Source organism: Patescibacteria group bacterium, from assembly GCA_041659765.1.
Lineage (GTDB): Bacteria > Patescibacteriota > Patescibacteriia > UBA9934 > UBA9934 > JAGORL01.
This window is the reverse complement of record JBAZXR010000001.1, coordinates 583,413-598,910: the sequence shown is the minus strand read 5'-3', so window position 1 is coordinate 598,910 and position 15,498 is coordinate 583,413. Positions and strand designations below refer to the sequence as shown.

Genomic DNA, 15,498 nt, shown 5'->3' with positions numbered 1-15,498 from the left:
CTTATAAGGCGATAACTTCCAAACGCACAGCGGGTCCCATTGTAGAAGTCATGGTGACAGACTTCATGTAGATACCTTTGGCACTCTGTGGCTTGGCGCGGCTGATGGCGTCCATAGCCGCGTTCACGTTGCTGACCAGCTTCTCGGCCGGGAATGACGCCTTGCCCACAATCATGTGGACGTTAGCGGTGTTGTCATTCTTGAAAGACAGCTTACCAGCCTTCTGTTCTTCCACCATCTTGGTGATGTTTGGTCCAACAGTGTCCGTCTTTGGGTTAGGCATGAGTCCGCGAGGTCCGAGGATCTTAGCGGCCTTGGCCAGCTTAGGCATCATGCTTGGCACAGCAACGGCGACGTCGAAGTCGATCTTGCCGGTCTTTACCAGGTTCTCGAGGTACTCTTCGTTACCAATGATGTCGGCACCAGCAGCCTTGGCAGCTGCTTCGTTGCCAGCGTCAACGAATGCAACAACTTTCTTGCTCTTACCCGTCCCGTGAGGGAGGGTGATGGTACCGCGGATGAGCTGGTCGCCCATCTTTGGATCAATCCCGAGGTTGAAGTGCAACTCAACAGTTTCATCGAACTTGGCGGTCGCGTCCTTTTTGACGAGATCAACGGCGTCCTTTACGTTGTAGAGTTTCTTTTCAACCGTCGTTTTCAATTCTGTGAATCGTTTACCGTGCATATGTTTGGTGTGGTTTTAATGCCTTTTGGGCTCCCACTTTATTACTTTACAACTTTATAACTTTATCACTTACGCCTCTACATCCACTCCCATCTGACGTGCAGTCCCAGCGATGATCTTCATGGCCGCGTCTACATCCTTGGTGTTCAAGTCTGGCATCTTGCGCTCAGCGATATCGCGGAGCTGAGCCTTAGTTAGCTTGCCGACTTTCTCGGTCAATGGCTTTCCAGAACCTGCCTTGAGGTTCAGAATCTTCTTGATCATGTCTGAAGCCGGAGCGGTCTTCAGGATGAAGGAGAACGAGCGATCATCATAAATAGTGATGAGGGCTGGCACAGTTTCTCCACGGCGGTCCTGGGTCTTCGCATTGAATTCCTGGACGAAAGCCTGGATGTTAATACCCTGCTGACCGAGCACTGGACCAAGCGGCGGGGCCGGAGTAGCTGCACCACCAATTGCCTGAACCTTGATAATAGCCTTGATCTTCTTGGCCATAACGAGTGTTTTTATAGTAGATTCCCGGGAATTTACCCGAGCGACTACCTCGTGAATTACGAGCGGAATAGTGCGGTTATTTGCGAAAAATGTCAAATATACTCAAGAGCCACGCCCCATAGGGGCGTGGCTCGATTTTTTTACTTACCTTTATGTTCTTCAATCCAGTCCTTATATACGAACCGGAAGTGCAGTCCAAAGAGCGGGGCGGCAATGATGATGAGGGCCAGGTTTCTGACGGCGTTGCTGGCCTTCATGCGGTTGTAGCTGGCGATGTTTTCTTTATTGCGAGCTTCACATTCTTTCGTTAGCTGTTCCGTGGTGACTATCGGATAGTCTTTTGGCGTGGGTACAGGTGCCGGGTTGCGGCTAGCCAGGATAGAGCCGTCACATGTTTCCATGTAGTCTGGTGCGTCCGCGGCCGTGATGACGTACGTCTTGAGCCCCGTGGCCAGGAGGTCAATCGCCCCGAACATAAGTGTGATGAGCGTGATCGCAGCGATTACTGCAAAGTACAGACGCAGAATCCATGATGAGCCTTTGTGCATATGTCCTCATTATACTCGGTAATACAAAACGAGCCGGGTGGCTCGCTTTGGTTCTAGACCTTTTTGACTTGGAGGAAATCGAGCTCGAGAGGAGTCTCGCGGCCGAACATAGAGACCATGACTTTGATCTTGCCACGGGCTTCGTCCACTTCTTCCACCTTGCCTTGCTGGGCTTTGAAGGGGCCGTCCGTAATGGCAACTGTGTCGCCCTTAGATACGTCAATCTTGAATTCAGGTTCTGAGACACCGACGCGTTTCATAAGCGCGTCTACTTCCTCCTGGGCGATTGGTGTCGGGGTGTTGCCGGTGCCAATGAAACCGGTGACGTTTGGCGTATTGCGAACAACGTACCAAGAGTCATCCGTCACGATCATTTCAACAAGCACGTAGCCAGGGAAGATTTTCTCTTCAATGACTTTTCGCGCCCCGTTCTTGATTTTGATTTTCTTTTCTTTCGGAACGATGACATTAAAAATTTTCTCACTCATGTCCATCGTGTCGATACGCTGTTTCAAGCTTTCTGTCACGTTCTCCTCATAGCCGGAGTAAGTGTGGATAGCGTACCAGCGCCGGCCGTAATTAGCGGTTTGTTTGGCCATAGAAATTATTTGCTGGCCACCAGGCCAACCAAAGCTTGGAGGCCAATGGTAAAGAGGTGGTCAATGAGTCCGAAGTACGTACCAATCACCAGGCAGCCGCCAATCACGAAGCCGGAATACATGAGGGCTTGTTTCTGGGTGGGCCAGGTTACTTTCTTGATTTCATCCCGGACGTCCAGGAAGTAGCGGGTCACTGGATTCTTAGTGAGACTAAACATATAAGATTTTAAAAATCCCCTGACGGGGAAGTTCTTGGCTATACTATAGCAAAGAGTTTTCAGCTTGGCAAGCTGTTCGGCTAAGGCCTGTGGGAAGAAGGTATGCCTTTCATTGCAACCAATTCGCTGGGCCTGTTCCAGAGGCGCACTATAGTTTCTTGGTACACATGACCAGCGCGTAAAGTAGGGAGGTGTGCTAAAGTATGGAGGAATTTCACCGGTACTTTTCTATGGAAAAATCAACTTCACCGAAGGTTACTGGAGGGATAAGCGAGAGATTGCTGGCCCCGGTCCTTTTAGCTTTTCTGCTCCTTTCGCTGGCTGGTAACGGTTATCTAGTCATAAAAGTTAAGAAGTTGAGCGCCGATCCTCAGTTAGTAGCTAAGCAGGAAGTCGTAGATTTGATCAGAGAAGTCGGTAGGTTGATTGTCCTTCCACAGGGCGAAGAGCCAACTATCGCCACGGTGACTGATCCGGAGCAGTTGAAGAGCCAGGCGTTCTTCGCTAGCGCTGAGAGGGGTTACAAGGTTCTTCTTTATGCCACGGCCAAAAAGGCAATTCTTTACGATCCAATCAACAAGAAGATCATCGAAGTCGCCCCAATCAACATTGGCGCCCCAACCGGTGAGACCCCGGGCACCACTCCGGTAGCTCCGTAACCTAAGGCAGAGCCTTTCCAAAACAAAACACCAGTATTGTCGAGAAATTTTTAGGAGGTAATCCGACTCAAATTTCTAGGCAATGCTGGTGTTTTGTTTTGGTGTTAGACGTCGAGGTTGGCTACGTCTTTAGCGTGTGTTTGGATGAATTTCTTGCGTGGGGCTACATCAGCACCCATGAGAATGTCGAATGTTTCGTCAGCTAGGGCAGCGTCTTCAATGGTAACCAGTTTCATCTTGCGCGTGCCTGGATCCATGGTGGTTTCCCAGAGCTGATCGGGGTTCATTTCACCAAGACCCTTGTAGCGCTGAATGTTCACCTTTACGCCGGAAGCAGTAACTACTTCAGTCATGGTTTCTTCGCCTTCTTCAAGCGGTGTGGTCTCGCCATGATTTTTTAGCGCTTCTTCGCCCTTGCCGCCGGTCATTTCTTTGACGAACTGAATTTTTTCCTCTTCGGCGAAGGCATAGCGAACTTCCTTGCCAACTTGGATTCGGAAGAGTGGAGGCATGGCAATGTAGATGTTGCCGTTGCTAACTAGTTGTGGGAAGTGACGATAGAAGAGCGTCAACAGAAGTGTGCGAATGTGCGCGCCGTCCACGTCAGCGTCGGTCATGATGACTACTCGGCCATATCTCATGGCCGTAATGTCAAAAGCTTCGCCGATGTTTGTACCGAGCGCAATGACCAGGTTCTTTACTTCATTGTTGGCCAGGAGTTTATCGAGCCGAGCGCGTTCAACGTTCAGGATTTTACCGCGCAGAGGAAGAATGGCTTGGAACTCGCGGTTGCGAGCTTGTTTAGCTGAGCCGCCTGCGGAGTCTCCCTCAACGATGAATAGCTCGGTGCTCGTGGAGTCTTTGCTTGAGCAGTCGGATAACTTACCGGGAAGAGTCAGGCCGTCGAGCACACCCTTACGGAGTACGGTATCGCGGGCGGCGCGGGCAGCCGCGCGGGCACGAGCGGACAATAAACATTTACCGATTATTTCTTCGGCATCACGCGGGTGTTCCTCTAGGAAAATTTGGAGCGCTTCGCCAAAGACGGCGTCAACCGCGGTTTTTACTTCCTGGTTGCCAAGTTTGCCCTTGGTTTGACCTTCAAACTGCGGTTCAGGAATCTTGACGCTGATCACTGCCGTCAGGCCTTCTCGAGCATCATCGCCAGTCAGGCTTGGGTCTTTCTCTTTGAGATAACCCTTCACGCGTGCGTAGCTATTCAAGACGCGAGTGAGCGCGGTTTTAAAGCCGTTCATGTGGGTACCGCCTTCAGGGTTCACGATGTTGTTTGCGTAACAATACACGCTCTCGTGGTACTCCGTCGTGTATTGCAAGGCGACTTCGACATCACAGTTTTCTACGGCCTTGTGCACGTAGAACACGCTCGGGTGCTTGGCCTCTTTGCGTTCGTTAAGATGGCGAACGTATGAGGCTACGCCTCCTTCAAAGAAGAAGCCGTAGGGCTTTGGTGTGGCGCCGGTTTCGTCGATAATTTCAAGGTGAATCCCGGCGGTTAGATATGCCTGCTGGCGCAAGTGGTCAATGATAGTGTCGAGCTTGAACTCGATAGACTCAAAAATTGTTTTGTCAGCGTGAAAACTGATGATGGTTCCGCGCTTTTTGGTTTTGCCAATAGCCTTCACTTTTGCTACTGGGATGCCTTTCTTATATTCCTGCACCCAAATTTCGCCGTCGCGATGAACCTCGGCCTTCAGATGATCGGAAAGTGCGTTCACGACAGATACGCCAACACCGTGCAAACCACCAGACACCTTATATCCAGAAGCTTCGCCACCAAATTTACCTCCGGCGTGCAGCTTGGTCAGGACAAGTTCGAGAGCCGAAATCTTTTGCTCGGGGTGAATGTCTACAGGGATACCGCGGCCGTCATCTTCAACACTAATCCAGTTGTCCGGTTGGACATGGACAGTGATCATGGAGGCGTGGCCGGCCATGGCTTCATCAAAACAGTTGTCTACCACCTCCCAAATAAGATGGTGGAGACCTTCGGGGCCGGTTGAGCCAATGTACATGCCCGGGCGCTTGCGCACCGGATCAAGTCCCTCCAGGACTGTAATATTTTTCGCGCTGTAGTCGGATGATTTTGCGTCGGGTTTTGAGGCCATATTTTGAGGTAGGGGTCGACCCAGGTGTCGACCCTCGTTCGGCGTCCATCGTATCACGTTAACGGATGCCGAACAACCCCGGGATGTGGTAAAATGTTTGATGAAATATGGCTGAGCAGGCGAACGAAAAAACCGTTCCCCCAAATCCGTTGGCGGGCGAGTATAGGGCTATTGAGGGCGCGTACCGCCGGGACGTGACCATTCTTGAGGCTGCGCCCAAAATAAAACAGTGGGGGATTATTCTGTGGGGCATGGCAGATGTGATTTTGCTGATCATTTTCGTGGCCACCGTACCGGTCTACATAATTTCTGGCAGTTTTGCCGATTCCAGACAGGCGGCGGGGATGTTAGCGAACAGTGGCAACACCCATGCGCTCGTTTTGGCTCAGGCCGCCGAGTCGCTGGAGGTGGGTAATGCTAAGGCCTTGGCCGGAGACACTGGAACCACAGACTTCCTGGCTGACGCGACTAACCCAAATAGCGAGTGGTATGTAACTTTTTCTTACGCCTTTTCTTATGATGGCGGTGAAACAGAGCCAGTGATCAGTTTTTTGAATCCCGGCGAATCCCGGCCGCTGACTGTGCTTCATGTAAAAACAGACAGCCTAGCTAAGAATCCACAGATTGTCCTCAGAGATATCGTTTGGCACAGAGTTAATCGTCATCTGATTGCGGATACGGCTGCCTTTCTGACCAACCACAATGAGTTTCCTGTCTCTAATATTGTTTCGGCCGCTGATATTGTGATTGGGAAGAGCGCAGTAGCTCGGACGGATTTTACGGTGGAAAATCGTACCGCCTATAGCTATTGGGAACCAAAATTTATTATTCAATTAGTTCGCGGTGGTAATCCGGTTGCCATTCAGGAGGTTACGGTTTCATCTTTCATGGCCGGCGAGTCTAGGCCTGTAAGCGTCAGGTGGTTTCAGCCCGTTCCAGCCGGAGCCGGCGTAAAAATTACCCCGGCCATAAACTTTTTTGATGACGGCGTTTACATGAATCCGCTAGGAGAGTAAAAGAGGCAGAGTATGCGCCGCTTTGATTGGCTATTAGTGCTTGCGGGTTTTTTGCTTTTTTCTATTGGCATTGCGGCTATTGCTTCCGTCGAGTTGTCTCGTGGCGGACATTCGGCGTTCGTCGAGAAGCAGCTGATCGCACTTGTTCTCGGCTTAGTCGTTGCCGTGCTCGCCGCTCGGGCGAATTATCAAATTTTTCGTTCGTACGCCCGCATTATGTATGGCGTGGGAGTTCTCTCGCTCCTTGGTCTCTTTGTGCTCGGCTCGACGTTGAACGGTACGACAGGTTGGTACATTGTTGGCGGATTCGCTTTTCAGCCGGTGGAGATTATGAAGCTTGGCCTTATTCTGGAGCTCGCCCGGTATTTCGCTGACGACGCCGAGAGACCATTCGCTTGGCGAGAATTTTTTGGGAGTGGTATTCGCCTCGGCCTTCCTGTATTTCTCGTCCTACTACAACCAGACTTTGGCAGTGCGCTTTTGTTGTGTGGTATCTGGTTTGTGATGGCTTTTTTTGCCGGCTTGCGTGCCCAGCACGTCGCTACAGTTTCCGGAATTCTACTCGGCGGATTTTTGATCGGCTGGTTTGCCTTGTTTGCTAGCTACCAGCGCGAACGCATTCTGACTTTTATGAATCCCGCTTCTGATCCTCAGGGTTCCGGCTACAACGTGACGCAGGCGCTGGTGGCCATCGGTTCCGGTGGCATCATTGGTCGAGGTCTTGGCGGGGGGAGCCAGAGCCAGCTTCGATTCCTTCCTGAGAGTCAGTCAGACTTTATCTTTGCGGTTATTGGAGAGGAGTTAGGGTTTGTGGGCATCATGCTGCTTTTTGGCGGGTTTCTCCTCCTTCTTTCTCGCATGCTCCTATTAGCTTACAGGGGCCGGGATTTCTTCGGCTCTTACCTTGTTATAGGAGTGCTAGCTCTCTTTTTCATGCAAATCGTCATTCATGTGGGGGCGAACCTAGCCCTCATGCCCGCTACGGGCATCCCGCTTCCTTTGGTTAGCTACGGCGGCACCTCGCTTATGCTTTCTTTGGCTCTCTTGGGTATGGTTGAGAGCGTGGCGTCTAAAACTAGGGGATAAGGCTTGACTTCTCCGCAGAAATCAGTAAAATACCGCCACTATGCAACACGCTCAAATTACCGCCGGGCTCCGACAGGAGAAGGGCCGAAAGACGAATATCCTTCGCGCTGAAGGAAAAGTTCCAGGAGTTATGTACGGTTTCGAAGTAACGGCTCCGGTCTCTGTGACCGTTGACCGCAACGCCTTTAATAAAATTTACGCTAAGGCCGGCGAATCCATGGTCGTTGACCTGGAGATTGATGGCAAGACGCACCCAGTGCTTATTGCTGACATTCAGCGCAACGTTCTCACGGACTTTTTCACGCATGTGGACTTCCGCCGCGTGGACTTGAAGCGCAAGATTGAAGCCAAGATTCCACTCAAGCTCGTGGGCGAAGCGCCAGCCGTGAAAACTCTCGGTGGTACCCTCGTTCAGTCCTTGGAGGAAGTGGAAGTGCTCTCTCTTCCAGATGCGCTCGTGCATGAGATCGAGGTAGATATCTCCGCTCTTGTGACCTTTGATGATATGATCCGCGTGAAGAATGTGAAGTTGCCAGAAGGTATTGAAGTCAAGACCTGGGCCGAGCAAACTGTAGCTACGGTTCAGCCGCCTCGTTCTGAAGCTGAAATGGCCGCTCTTGATGCAGCCGTTGACACTGACGTGTCCAAGGTAGAGGTTCTTACAGAGAAGAAAGAAGAACCTGGTGCTGAAGGTGCTGCTCCGGCTGACGCAAAGCCAGAGAAGAAAGAAAAGTCAGACAAAAAGTAAGCAAAGAAAGTCCCCCGGAAGCTTGGCGAAGGGGGATTTTCAATTGGTATACTAAATAAGACCTATGCAATCCCGACTCAAATATATTAAAGGACGTTTTAAACAGACTATCCCGGAATTGCGGGGCGCTTTTGTTGGCGTCGCTAGGAAAGCCAGCTGGTCACGCGTTCTTCCGGTGTTAGCGATCGTGGCCATCATGACCGTTGGCGTTTCTGCGCTCGTGATCAGACGGTCATTTACCGCCAAGATCGCTCCGGTACCGGTCATCGCTGAATCGGCTGATGCGTTCCCTCGGGATCCCTTGACCGGCCTTGTTATTCCCGCACCTCTCACCACGCTTCCACAAGTATTTGCTGTCATGATCGAGAACTCGTATGAAGCGTGGCCGTTGTCTGGACTTGACCAGGCGTTCTTTGTGATTGAAGCACCAGTGGAAGGAAATATTCCGCGGTTCATCACCTTCTTTGAGGAAGGAGCGGTTTCAAAGAAGATCGGTCCAGTACGTTCGGCTCGTCCGTATTACTTGGACTGGGCAGATGAGTTTGAATCTATTTACGCACACGTTGGCGGCAGCCCAGAGGCACTCGACCTCATTCATAAGAATGGAACGACGCGTGATTTTGACCAGTTTTTCCAGAGCGAATATTTCTGGCGCGATAATGTGGGGCGCTTTGCTCCGCATAACGTCTACACGTCGATGGATCTGCTCATGAGTTCGTTAGACGAGATTGGTAGGAGTACGAAGGCCTACACGTCGTGGTTGTTTGTTGACGGAGAGGCCTCTGGCAAGGAGATCTCACCGGTGATCGACTGGGAGAGCGGCTCAACGTATGACGTGACGTGGGAGTATGACAAAGCTACGAATTTGTATATTCGCTACCAGGGCAAACAGATGATGAAGACCAGCTCGGGCGCAAACATCACGGCAAATAACGTCATCGTTTTTGCAAGTGATATTTCTGTTGTGGACTCCACTGGTCGACGCCATATTCGCACAACGGGGGAGGGTGAGTCGCTGGCGCTTGTGTATCAGAACGGTGAGCAGGGTCTTGAGGCAAGATGGGTAAAACACGAGCGGACTGACCGCCTACGCTTTATTGACCTTGGAGGTTCAGAAATTGCTATGAACGCCGGAAAGACCTGGATGGAAGTTGTTCCTGACCTTAAGAACGTGTCGGAATCACAGCCAAAAGCACCCGCGGTTGACGTGACAAATCAGCAATAAGTGAGATCGACGCTTTCGGGAAGTAGTGTTTGATCAAGCGTTCGGCAGAAAATGCTTGCGAGGGATCGATCTCGATAAGTAATTGAAGGTCGGCTGGGAAAAGAGCGCGTGATTCGTAGAGTTCGTCGAGCAATTGATCGTAGAGATCAAGCCCGTCAATTCCTGCGAGGAGCGCGCTTTTTGGTTCAAAGTTGAGCACGTCTGGGTCTAGCCCTTCGTATTGTCGGCGGGCGATGTAGGGAAGATTTGCCGTGATAATGAGGGAAGGAATACTAGCCTTATCTTTCCATTCTCTGAGCTTCTCGATGAATGGTTTAAGCAGGTCGCCATGCAGGAATATGACACGGTCAGCAACGCCGAGTTTGTTTGCATTACGCACTGCAACGTCGAGTGCCTCGGCTGAAATGTCCGTCGCGAAGACCCCGCTCGAAGATTCTGCTGCGAGCGTAATTGCGATCGCACCGCTGCCCGTGCCGATGTCGAGAAAGACCGAGTCTGGCTTAGCGGCCTTCAATGCTTCTTCGACGAGAACCTCCGTGTCGGGTCGAGGGATTAATGTTGCCGGTGTCACGATGAATGGACGCTTGAAGAATTCTTTTTCGCCCGTGATGTACGCAATCGGTTCATGCGTTATGCGCCGTTCGATGAATGCGAGGTACCGGTCGAGTGCGGGCGCATCGACAGCATCGTCTCCATGTGCAAACAGATAGCTCGATGGTTTGCCGAGCACAAACGAAAGCAAAACTTGCGCGTCGAGCTTGGGGCTCCCCGGCGCCTGTAGTTTTTCGTGCTGAGTCGATTTGAGTCTGTCAGCACCAACCGTTAGTGCTTCGAAGATGGTCATGTGATCGAGTGTCTCCATCCTGAGCGAGAGCGAAGGATCCGACTTTCCCCTCTGAGGGTCGGACTCTTCGCATGGCTCAGAGTGGAGACGTCCTGATTACTCTTCATCCTCGATAATCGCTCCAAACTTCTCATCTCGGCTGGCCAGACGGAGGGCTTCGATAATATCCTCAATATCTCCGTCCATGATTCCTGGAAGGCCGTGCCATGACTGCTTCAGACGGTGGTCGGTAATGCGGTCCTGAGGAAAGTTATATGTGCGGATTTTCTCCGATCGATCACCCGTTCCAATCTGTCCTCGGCGTTCGGCTTCCAGGGCGGCACGCTTCTTTTCCTGCTCGGCGGCATACACACGGGCGCGGAGAACCGATAAGGCACGTTCGCGGTTCTGGGAGAACGAACGTTCGTCCTGACAGTGCACCGTGAGACCCGTTGGCACGTGGACAATGCGACATGCGGAATATGTGGTGTTCACGCTCTGTCCGCCAGCTCCCTGCGACGTGGTCGCTTCGATGGTGAGGTCCTTCGGATTGAGCTCGAAGTCTTCCTCCTCAAGTTTAGGAAGAACGGCGACGGTAATTGTTGAGGTGTGAACTCGACCAGCTTTCTCCGTATCCGGCACGCGCTGTACGCGATGAACTCCACTTTCAAGTTTCATTGTACCGTATGCACCTGGACCCCCGATCTCGAAGATTACCTCTTTGAAACCGCCCAAGTCGCTCTGGCTCTGAGAGATAACGCTCGCCTTCCAGCCGTGGCGTTCTGCATAGCGCACATACATGCGGAAAAGTTCAGATGCAAAAAGTGCAGCTTCATCTCCTCCTGCGCCAGCACGGATTTCCACAATAGCGTCGTTCTCGTCAATTGGGTCTTTTGGCACGAGTTCAAGTTCGAGGGTACGTTCAAGTGCGGGCAACTTAGGTTCTAGTTCTGCGACTTCGGCCTCTGCCATTGCTCGCATGTCTGGATCCGTATCATGGAGGGTCTTCTTTGCGCCATCGAGGTCATTTGCGACTTTCTCGTAGGCCGCCGCAGCTTCCATGGTTTTGCGCATGCCCTGGTAAGCCTGGTTGGTTTCCTTCAACTTTTTACGGTCAGCCAAAACAGCCGGGTCCATGAGGGCCTGTTCAAGCTTCTGAAATTCTTGTCTTTTCACGGCAATTGCCGAAGCGAAATCCATAGTAGAGGTATCGTACATTACACATTCAACATTGAACATTACAGATAAACAAAAACGCCCGTCGCGTTGGCGACCAGGCGTTGTGTTTTCCTAACGTGCTGTTTTAATGGAAGTATCGCGGGCAGCTTTCTTAGTGGCCTTGGCTTTGGAGCGAGCGGCCTTTTCAGCGGTCTTGTCAGCTGAGGTTTTTACGGAAGCAGCCTTCTCAGTAGAACGAGTAGCAAACTTTTCCACACGGCGAGCAGCATCTACAATCTTCTGCTTACCGGTGAAGAATGGGTGACAAGCGGCGCACAATTCAATATCGATCCGTTCCTGGGTAGAACCGGTCTTATAGTTAGCTCCGCAAGCGCAAGCGATTACGGCGTTCTCAAAATACGTTGGGTGGATATCGGCTTTCATAAGAAAAGATTGGCCAAATAGTACAAAATGGGCTAGTCTTTGTCAAATGAATACCCCCATCAGCTTATTCGACTACGATCTCCCCGAGCGATTTATCGCCCAATCTTCAGTTGAACCCCGGGATCACTCCAAATTGATGGTTGTCGACCGGGCAACAGGAGAGGTCCAACATAAGCAGTTTTTCAATATTATCGAGGAGCTAAAAGCCGGTGACGTGCTGGTTTTTAATACCTCGAAGGTATTTAAGGCCCGTCTTTTAAAGGAGGGATTGGAGATTTTCGTTCTTCGAATAAAAGAGGGCGAGGCCGAGGTGTTATTAAAACCCGGTCGCAAATTTCGAGAAGGCGACGTTATTAACGTCGCAGCGCACGAATTCATCGTGCAAGAAAAAAGTACCGACGGGGTCGTTATTTTGAGAACAGGGATGACCGCCGCGGAGATGCTCGTCTTCTGTGACAAATATGGGGATATCCCAACACCGCCGTACGTCGAAGGTTCTCTCAAGGACGAGTCGAAGTATCAAACCATTTACGCTAAGCAAGTTGGCTCCGTCGCCGCTCCAACCGCAGGCTTTCACTTTACGCCAGAACTCCTCGAAAAGATAAAAGCAAAAGGCGTACAAATCGAGGAAGTCGTGCTTCATGTCGGCATTGGCACTTTTCGTCCGGTAAAAACAGAAACCCTTGAAGAGCACGAAATGCACAGCGAGTGGGTGAGTCTTTCGAAAGAGACCGCCGAACGGATCAATGCCGCCAAATCCGAGGGACGTCGCGTGATCGCGGTCGGGACAACGACGACAAGAGTGCTCGAGGGCATTGCGTCGACGCGGGGTTCGCTCGTGGGCTACGAAGGCGAGATCAATATCTTCATTACGCCAGGGTTCGAGTTTAAAGTGATTGATGGTTTGATTACCAACTTCCACCTCCCAAAATCAACGTTGCTTGTCCTCGTCTCGTCATTTTCCAGCCGAGAGCGTATGCTCGCTGCATACGAAGCTGCCAAGACAAACGACTATCGTTTCTTCTCCTTCGGCGACGCGATGTTCATCAGGTAACCTACCACCTATCACCTAACACCTTGTATGAATATCACCTTCGTCACCGGTAACGAAAACAAACGCCGAGAAGTGGCTGCCATTTTGGACATGCCCGGACTCATGAGTACAAAGATTGATCTCCCCGAAAAACAATCGATGGATCTCAAGGAGATCGTGACCGAGAAACTTCAGGCCGCCTTTAAGTGGGTCGGCGCACCTGTGCTCGTCGAAGATGTCTCCTATGAGGTCGAGGCCGTTAATGGCTTTCCAGGGCCTTTTGTAAAATTTTGGGAAAAAGCCGGCCTGCATGACGGCGTCATGGCGAATATTGAAAAGACGGGTAATAGCAAAGCAAAAGTGTTGTGCGCTGTAGCCTACAAAGATGCAGAACATGAGATCATTGTGCTCGAAACGCTCTACGGCCGTCATGTAGCAAAAACAGACGGCAAAGGTTGGGGATTTGATTTCTACTTCATTCCCGACGGCCAGACCGAAACCTTCGCCCAAATGGGACCCGAACGAAAGATCCAAATCTCCCACCGCACAAAAGCCTTCCTCGCCATGAAAGAAAAACTCCAGGAAGCCGGCATCACCCTCTAAAAAAAAAGACCCCGCACCGGCATGTGGCCAGTACGGGGTTCGCGAATTGGAGTCATCTCACTGACACTGCATCGCCCGGGAGTGTGAGCGGAATCTCGATCCCGCGAAACATTTCTTGGAGGCGCATCGCTTTGAGCATGAGCTCGATCCGCGCCTCGAGCGGGTGTAAGGGAACCGGGGGAGCTACGGGAGCGGGTTTTGTCACGTCCTCCATGAGAAGCTCTCGGATATACGGCTCTGTTTTCCGTCCGTGAGCTTTCGCCCTTTCCTTAACCTTTGTGGCGAGCTCTGGTTCGCAGCGAACCACAAACTGTGCGCCGGGGCGGCTTGGTTTCTTTTTTGCGCTAACCTCAGACATCTTATCCCCCTAAAAGACCCCCGGATCCTACTTGACCGGAGCTTTTTGATCAAGTACTCTACCGCCGTCCCGTTAGGGATTTAGAAACTATTAATTCACAGATTCCCACTACAAACGCTATCGAACCTTCCCTTGTCGAGTAATCGACGGGGCCCGGTAGCAGGGAATCGAGGTTAAAAAGGAAACATTATGGCTAAAATGCCAAGCATTGAAGAGATGTTGAAGTCGGGCGTGCACTTTGGACACCAGTCCGCTAAGTGGCACCCAAAGATGAGACCGTTTATTTTCGGAATTCGCCAGGGCGTGCACGTAATTGACGTAGAGAAGACTCAGGCTCAGCTTGAGAAGGCTATGACTTTCGTCACTGACGTGGTGGCTAAGGGCGGCAGCATTTTGCTCGTCGGCACTAAGAGCCAGGCTCAGGATATTATTGCTAAGTACGGTAAGGAGTGCGGTATGCCGTACGTGAACGTTCGCTGGTTGGGCGGTACGCTCACAAACTTCCCACAGATCCAGCGCCTCATCCGCCACTACTTGGATTTGAAGGATAAGCGCGAGAAGGGTGAACTCCGCAAGTACACCAAGCTGGAACAGCTCCAGTTTGATCGTGAAATTGCTGAACTTGATGAGAAGATCGGTGGTATCTCCACCATGACTCGCTTGCCAGAAGCTGTGTTCATTTTGGACGCGCGCATTGAAAAGACGGTTGTCCGCGAAGCTACAACGGTTAAAGTACCAATCGTCGCTTTGGTAGACAGCAACGTAAACTCCACAGGTATCCAGTACGTTATCCCTGGCAACGACGACGCTTCCGCCAGCATTGACCTCATCACCAAGATGATTTCTGAAGCAGTGAAGGAAGGTAAGACCAAGAATGCTACACTACGTGCAGCGGCTCTGGCGCCAATCAAAAAGTTTGATGCCGAAGCAGATGATGTGAAGGTTTCCGAAAAGTCTCATGACGCTGTCCAGGACATTGACGAAAAGGTGAAAGAAGAACTGGCTGCTAAGAAAGTAGCTGAAGTAAAGAAATAATCCCTACAGATATGGCATTTACCGCAGGTGACGTCGCAAAACTTCGCGACATGACGGGCGCAGGCATGATGGATGCCAAGAAAGCGCTCACGGAGGCTGACGGTGACATGGAAAAGGCCATTGACGGACTTCGCAAGAGTGGAGCCATGAAGGCCGCCAAGAAATCTGATCGCGTGACGGGCGAAGGCCGCGTCCATGCGTACACGCACGGCAACGGTAAGCTCTCAGTACTCGTAGAAGTTATGTGCGAAACGGACTTCGTGGCGCGTACTGAACAGTTCCAGTCCCTTTGTCAGGACTTAGCTATGCATATCGCCGCTGCCGGTCCAATCTATCGCTCACGCGAGGACGTCCCGCAGGAAACGGTTGATCGCGAAAAGGCGATTTACATGGAGCAGCTGGCCGCTGAAGGCAAGCCGGCTGAGGTAGCCGAGAAGATCATTGAGGGTAAACTGGCCAAGTACTTCGCAGAAATCTGTCTCATGGATCAGCCCTTCGTGAAAGACGATTCAATGACGGTTCAGCAGCTCATGGAAAGCAAAGTGCTCTCCATTGGCGAGAGTCTGAAGATTGGCCGCTTCGTGAGAATGCAGTTGGGCGCATAAGTGACGAATAAAAAGAGAGCCTTCGTGGTAAAAT

The 15,498-nt window shown here is 51.4% G+C and carries 19 protein-coding genes; 9 read left to right on the top strand and 10 right to left on the bottom strand.

The genetic code is table 11. The features are described from left to right. Nucleotide 1 precedes the first annotated feature (1 nt). The 5 genes from rplA to secE all read right to left on the bottom strand — a co-directional run bounded on the left by rplA (nt 2) and on the right by secE (nt 2,545). A complete protein-coding gene (gene rplA, locus WC813_03255) occupies nt 2-685 on the bottom strand; it encodes a 50S ribosomal protein L1 (protein MFA5947018.1) in 684 nt (227 codons plus the stop codon). A gap of 69 nt (nt 686-754) precedes the next feature. After that, a complete protein-coding gene (gene rplK / locus WC813_03250) occupies nt 755-1,180 on the bottom strand; it encodes a 50S ribosomal protein L11 (protein MFA5947017.1) in 426 nt (141 codons plus the stop codon). A gap of 140 nt (nt 1,181-1,320) precedes the next feature. Next, a complete protein-coding gene (locus tag WC813_03245; protein ID MFA5947016.1) occupies nt 1,321-1,728 on the bottom strand; it encodes a hypothetical protein in 408 nt (135 codons plus the stop codon). A 53-nt stretch (nt 1,729-1,781) separates the two neighbouring features. Then, a complete protein-coding gene (gene nusG, locus WC813_03240) occupies nt 1,782-2,327 on the bottom strand; it encodes a transcription termination/antitermination protein NusG (protein MFA5947015.1) in 546 nt (181 codons plus the stop codon). Between the two features lie 5 nt (nt 2,328-2,332). After that, nucleotides 2,333-2,545 (bottom strand): preprotein translocase subunit SecE, encoded by a 213-nt coding sequence (secE, locus tag WC813_03235; GenBank protein ID MFA5947014.1) that lies wholly within the window; start codon nt 2,543-2,545, stop codon nt 2,333-2,335. A gap of 230 nt (nt 2,546-2,775) precedes the next feature. Here secE and WC813_03230 point away from each other — a divergent pair, with 230 nt between their 5' ends. After that, nucleotides 2,776-3,204, top strand: a complete 429-nt coding sequence (locus WC813_03230; GenBank protein ID MFA5947013.1) for a hypothetical protein — start codon at nt 2,776-2,778, stop codon at nt 3,202-3,204. 104 nt (nt 3,205-3,308) lie between these two features. On the opposite strand, the gene gyrB is transcribed toward WC813_03230, so the two are convergent. After that, entirely contained in the window at nt 3,309-5,330 is a 2,022-nt protein-coding gene (gene gyrB / locus WC813_03225; GenBank protein ID MFA5947012.1) for a DNA topoisomerase (ATP-hydrolyzing) subunit B, read from the bottom strand. A 107-nt stretch (nt 5,331-5,437) separates the two neighbouring features. Here gyrB and WC813_03220 point away from each other — a divergent pair, with 107 nt between their 5' ends. The 4 genes from WC813_03220 to WC813_03205 all read left to right on the top strand — a co-directional run bounded on the left by WC813_03220 (nt 5,438) and on the right by WC813_03205 (nt 9,405). Continuing rightward, nucleotides 5,438-6,346 (top strand): hypothetical protein, encoded by a 909-nt coding sequence (locus tag WC813_03220; GenBank protein MFA5947011.1) that lies wholly within the window; start codon nt 5,438-5,440, stop codon nt 6,344-6,346. A gap of 12 nt (nt 6,347-6,358) precedes the next feature. Next, nucleotides 6,359-7,432 (top strand): FtsW/RodA/SpoVE family cell cycle protein, encoded by a 1,074-nt coding sequence (locus WC813_03215; protein MFA5947010.1) that lies wholly within the window; start codon nt 6,359-6,361, stop codon nt 7,430-7,432. A gap of 40 nt (nt 7,433-7,472) precedes the next feature. Beyond that, nucleotides 7,473-8,180 (top strand): 50S ribosomal protein L25, encoded by a 708-nt coding sequence (locus WC813_03210; GenBank protein MFA5947009.1) that lies wholly within the window; start codon nt 7,473-7,475, stop codon nt 8,178-8,180. Nucleotides 8,181-8,244: 64 nt separating this feature from the next. Further along, nucleotides 8,245-9,405 carry a DUF3048 domain-containing protein gene (locus tag WC813_03205; protein ID MFA5947008.1) on the top strand — a complete coding sequence of 387 codons (1,161 nt, stop codon included), beginning with the start codon at nt 8,245-8,247 and terminating at the stop codon, nt 9,403-9,405. Here WC813_03205 and prmC read toward each other — a convergent pair. The 3 genes from prmC to rpmE all read right to left on the bottom strand — a co-directional run bounded on the left by prmC (nt 9,344) and on the right by rpmE (nt 11,830). After that, on the bottom strand, nt 9,344-10,267 hold the full coding sequence (prmC, locus tag WC813_03200) for a peptide chain release factor N(5)-glutamine methyltransferase (GenBank protein ID MFA5947007.1): 924 nt from the start codon (nt 10,265-10,267) through the stop codon (nt 9,344-9,346). The two genes, WC813_03205 and prmC, sit on opposite strands and share 62 nt — an antisense overlap. Nucleotides 10,268-10,345: 78 nt before the next feature. After that, nucleotides 10,346-11,428 carry a peptide chain release factor 1 gene (gene prfA / locus WC813_03195; protein MFA5947006.1) on the bottom strand — a complete coding sequence of 361 codons (1,083 nt, stop codon included), beginning with the start codon at nt 11,426-11,428 and terminating at the stop codon, nt 10,346-10,348. A 90-nt stretch (nt 11,429-11,518) separates the two neighbouring features. Further along, entirely contained in the window at nt 11,519-11,830 is a 312-nt protein-coding gene (gene rpmE, locus WC813_03190; protein MFA5947005.1) for a 50S ribosomal protein L31, read from the bottom strand. 46 nt (nt 11,831-11,876) lie between these two features. On the opposite strand from rpmE, the gene queA reads away from it, so the two are divergent. Then, nucleotides 11,877-12,884: a tRNA preQ1(34) S-adenosylmethionine ribosyltransferase-isomerase QueA gene (gene queA, locus WC813_03185; GenBank protein MFA5947004.1), complete on the top strand. Its 1,008-nt coding sequence runs from the start codon at nt 11,877-11,879 to the stop codon at nt 12,882-12,884. A 27-nt stretch (nt 12,885-12,911) separates the two neighbouring features. Continuing rightward, nucleotides 12,912-13,466 (top strand): non-canonical purine NTP pyrophosphatase, encoded by a 555-nt coding sequence (locus WC813_03180; GenBank protein MFA5947003.1) that lies wholly within the window; start codon nt 12,912-12,914, stop codon nt 13,464-13,466. A 52-nt stretch (nt 13,467-13,518) separates the two neighbouring features. Here the strand turns inward: WC813_03180 and WC813_03175 are convergent, their stop codons facing one another. Further along, nucleotides 13,519-13,773, bottom strand: a complete 255-nt coding sequence (locus WC813_03175; GenBank protein MFA5947002.1) for a hypothetical protein — start codon at nt 13,771-13,773, stop codon at nt 13,519-13,521. Between the two features lie 240 nt (nt 13,774-14,013). Here WC813_03175 and rpsB point away from each other — a divergent pair, with 240 nt between their 5' ends. Next, on the top strand, nt 14,014-14,859 hold the full coding sequence (rpsB, locus tag WC813_03170) for a 30S ribosomal protein S2 (GenBank protein MFA5947001.1): 846 nt from the start codon (nt 14,014-14,016) through the stop codon (nt 14,857-14,859). Between the two features lie 11 nt (nt 14,860-14,870). Further along, nucleotides 14,871-15,464, top strand: a complete 594-nt coding sequence (gene tsf, locus WC813_03165) for a translation elongation factor Ts (GenBank protein MFA5947000.1) — start codon at nt 14,871-14,873, stop codon at nt 15,462-15,464. Nucleotides 15,465-15,498: the final 34 nt, after the last annotated feature.